Here is a 3,540-nt window from a genome sequence, read left to right on the forward strand (position 1 = left end):
TTAAACGAAAACGACATCGGTATAGAATGCCGCATACCTTTTTTACCATTGGCGAAGAAGGTACCGAAGTTATTGAATGTAAAGGGAGCAATACTATCTTTAGTAGCCTCTGTTGTTAATCGGCCGAGATCATTGGTTACGCGGTTTGATGCCGCCATGGAATACGATATGGAGAAGTTATCCAGCGGACCGCTGCCCATACCACTCTTCTTTTGAAAAGGGTAGAGGTTGGTCATGTTCAGCGTCATAGTCGGCAACGAAAGGTCAACGTTCTTGGTAACCAGGTCCTGGTTGTGGCTCATGTTCAAACCCAACGTAAACGGTGTACCTGTAAATTTCTTGCTATACGATATATTCGAACTCAGCTTGGTAGATATATTACTCAGCGCTGATGTATTCTGTGTAATGGTATTTATATAGTTATTCTTGTTAAAGGTAGAAGTAGCAGCATTTACCGATGCCGAGAACCTGCCGGTACCCTTCGATTGTGGCGAGTGACTCCACGTTAAGCGAAAGTCTTTGGTGAAGTTTTGCGTTTCAATCTTGTCGTCAGAGTCCGGGTTTTTGGAGTAGGCAAAATTGAGCGATCCGCTATAGTGATATTTTTTCAGATAGGTAGAGTTGGCATATAAGGCATGGCCGCCTTTCGAGTATATATCGCCCGTAAGGGCCAGCTTCATATACTCGCTGATATCAAAAAAGTATCCGCCACCACGCAGGTTGAAGCCTCTTCTGCGCTCCTCACCATACGAAGGCACAATAATACCCGATGCACTTTTGCGTGGCGAAGGGAACATGCCGAACAGGAAACCTATGGGCAAGGGTATATCATTGAACTCCATATAAAACGGCCCCGCCACAATTTTGTCGTTGGGAATAGCCTTGGTTTTGGTAGCACGAATGCGGAAGTGCGGATGTTCGAGATTACACGTTGTATAGCTGTTGTGTATACTTAATATCTCGTTCTTTTCGTTCTTAAAAGCAGCCTGACTATGCAGGTAGCCCTCCCCCTGTTGTGTAACCACCTCGCTGATGCGCGCCCGCTTGGTCTTGAAGTTGTAGACGATGTCTTTCGTTTCGTATAGCTCGGGACCGTTCTTAAAGACCGGGTATCCTATCCGTTGTCCGAGAGAATCACGCTTGCCATGCGCTGTTAGGGTATTGTTGGCATAGTCTATTACAATTTCTTCGGCTTCGAGTTCTATATCGCCATATACTATTTTTGCCTGGCCGTATAGCCAGACCATCTGGTTATCGAGGGTGGCGCGGATGGAGTCTCTGGCCGAATAGTTGATAGTAGTTTCAATATCACCTTTGGGTGGTGTTTTTACGGAGTCGGCCTTGAGGGTATCCGATTTTATGGGAGGAATAGTGTCGGCCGGTGTATTTTGTATGGAGTCGCTTTTTGACGGTAGTATATCTCCGGGTGTTTTAACAGAAGGCTCCACCTGCGCATAGGAAGCAACTGCCAGAAGAATGAATAAGGTAACGATAGAAAGATGCTGCACAGGCCGTGAGTTCAAAATGGGGACTTTAGCTTTTAGTGAAAAATTCACATTTTTGCGTAAAGTTATTGCAAATAGACTGAACATTGTAAGGCCTGTGAAGAATATTGGATTAACTGTGCTTCTGATAGCAATAACCTTGCTAAATTCCTCATCTACCTATCGAAAGATGGACGCCAAGGTAGATGTAGTGGTAATTGATGCCGGCCACGGAGGTAAAGATCCGGGCAATATAGGAAAGACAGCACGGGAGAAAGACATCGCGTTGAAGCTCGCATTAAAGCTGGGCGAGTATATTGAAAAGAATATGCCGGATGTAAAAGTGATTTATACCCGTAAGGATGATCGCTACCTGGCATTGGACGAACGTGCTGAGATTGCCAATAAAAACAAGGCCGATCTTTTTATCTGCATCCACGCCAATTCACACTCCAATGTGAAAGCCTATGGTACCGAAACGTTTACCATGGGTATGCACGTAGACGAACGCAACCTGCAGGTAGCCAAGCGTGAAAACTCGGTGATTCTGATGGACGAGAACTACAAAGAGCGTTACGAGGGCTTTGACCCCAACAGCCCGGAGTCTTATATTCTTTTTACGCTTACCCAAAGTGCTTACCAGGAAAGCAGCCTGAGCTTTGCTCAAAAGGTTGAGAATCAGTTCAAGAACCGCGTAGGGCGCTTTAGCAGAGGCGTGAAACAGGCCGGCTTTGTTGTGTTGTGGCGCACCACCATGCCGAGTGTATTGATCGAAGCCGGGTTCCTCTCCAATCCGCCGGAAGAAAAATTCCTACTGACCAGCGATGGCCAGGATATGATTGCCTCCGGAATTTACCGGGCATTCAAGGACTATAAAAATGAAGTAGAATCCATAAATTGATGGCCAATAGGTTAATCCTGAATAAACAACATTTTTCCCCTGCATGAAATTATCTAAAGAATTTAAAGTGGGCCTCTTCATGGTGGTAGGTCTTACGTTGCTCTATTTCGGGTTTAACTTTTTGAAGGGTATAGATTTCTTCTCTTCCAGCAATAAGTACTACGCCATCTACCAGAACGTTGACAAGCTCACCGAATCCAACCAGATATTTCTGAACGGCTATGCTGTAGGGCGCGTGAGCAATATACAGATACAGCAAACCCGCGATCGCGTAATTGTAGAGCTTGATATAGATTCTGATATTGTACTCACCGATTCTTCCATCGCCATGCTTAATGGTGAATTGCTCGGAGGGCGCTTTATTCAACTCGACATGCGCAAGGGAACGAAGATTCTGAAGGCCAAGGATACGCTGCAGTCGGAAGTGGCCAAAGGCATTATGGACTTCATTACGCAAAGTGCAGAACCGGTTGCGTCTAACCTTACCACCACGCTGGAGAAAGTAAACGAATTGCTCGATGGCCTCAAAGGCAACAGCAAACACCTCGATACGTTGTTCGGCCGCCTGCAGGCAACGCCCGGGCTACTGAACAAAACCCTGGCCACGGCCAATACCAACATGAACGATTTGGGTGTTGAATTTAAAACGGTGGCAGGTAACCTCAATCACACATTAGCCGAGTTAAAGCCCACCCTGGCCAATCTCCACCAACTGTCGGATTCACTGAAGGTGATGGAGCTGAATGGCACCGTGAAGAAAGCACAAACGAGCCTGAACAAGTTGAACGAAACGCTAAGCCGCCTCAACAAAGGCGACAACACGGCGAGCAAATTGCTAACAGAGGATACGCTATATGTCAACCTCAACAAACTGTTGGTATCCATCGATTCACTGGCCAAACACTTCAACAAAAATCCCCGCCACTTCCTGGCACCCCTCGGCAAGAGCAGCCGCAAAATTGAAAAAGAAGTAGCGCAACAACGCAAGGAAGAAGAAGCGAAGAAAAAGCAGTAACTGTATTTACACTTCTCTTAAGTTATAGGGCGGACCATTCATTTCAGGGTGGCCCGCTTTTTTTGTCGTTGATAGTTACACGTTATCAGTTACCGGTTCTGAATCCCTGTAATACTAAAGTAAAAATGCATTTGATCTGC

Annotated in this window: 3 protein-coding genes; 2 read left to right on the forward strand and 1 reads right to left on the reverse strand. The window is 46.0% G+C overall.

The window, feature by feature from the left end; translation table 11 throughout:
* A partial coding sequence (locus V7Q33_RS23265; protein WP_333821487.1) for a putative LPS assembly protein LptD occupies positions 1-1,508 on the reverse strand: 1,508 nt, incomplete at its 3' end.
* 94 nt (positions 1,509-1,602) lie between these two features.
* On the opposite strand from V7Q33_RS23265, the gene V7Q33_RS23270 reads away from it, so the two are divergent.
* Together V7Q33_RS23270 and V7Q33_RS23275 are read left to right on the forward strand one after the other, a co-directional pair.
* Positions 1,603-2,385, forward strand: coding sequence for an N-acetylmuramoyl-L-alanine amidase family protein (locus V7Q33_RS23270; RefSeq protein ID WP_331978753.1), 783 nt, complete (start codon positions 1,603-1,605; stop codon positions 2,383-2,385).
* A 43-nt stretch (positions 2,386-2,428) separates the two neighbouring features.
* Positions 2,429-3,400 carry an MlaD family protein gene (locus V7Q33_RS23275; RefSeq protein WP_331978755.1) on the forward strand — a complete coding sequence of 324 codons (972 nt, stop codon included), beginning with the start codon at positions 2,429-2,431 and terminating at the stop codon, positions 3,398-3,400.
* The last annotated feature ends 140 nt before the right edge of the window (positions 3,401-3,540 follow it).

It is taken from the genome of Ohtaekwangia sp., assembly GCF_036786105.1.
In the GTDB taxonomy this organism is placed as follows: domain Bacteria; phylum Bacteroidota; class Bacteroidia; order Cytophagales; family Cyclobacteriaceae; genus Ohtaekwangia.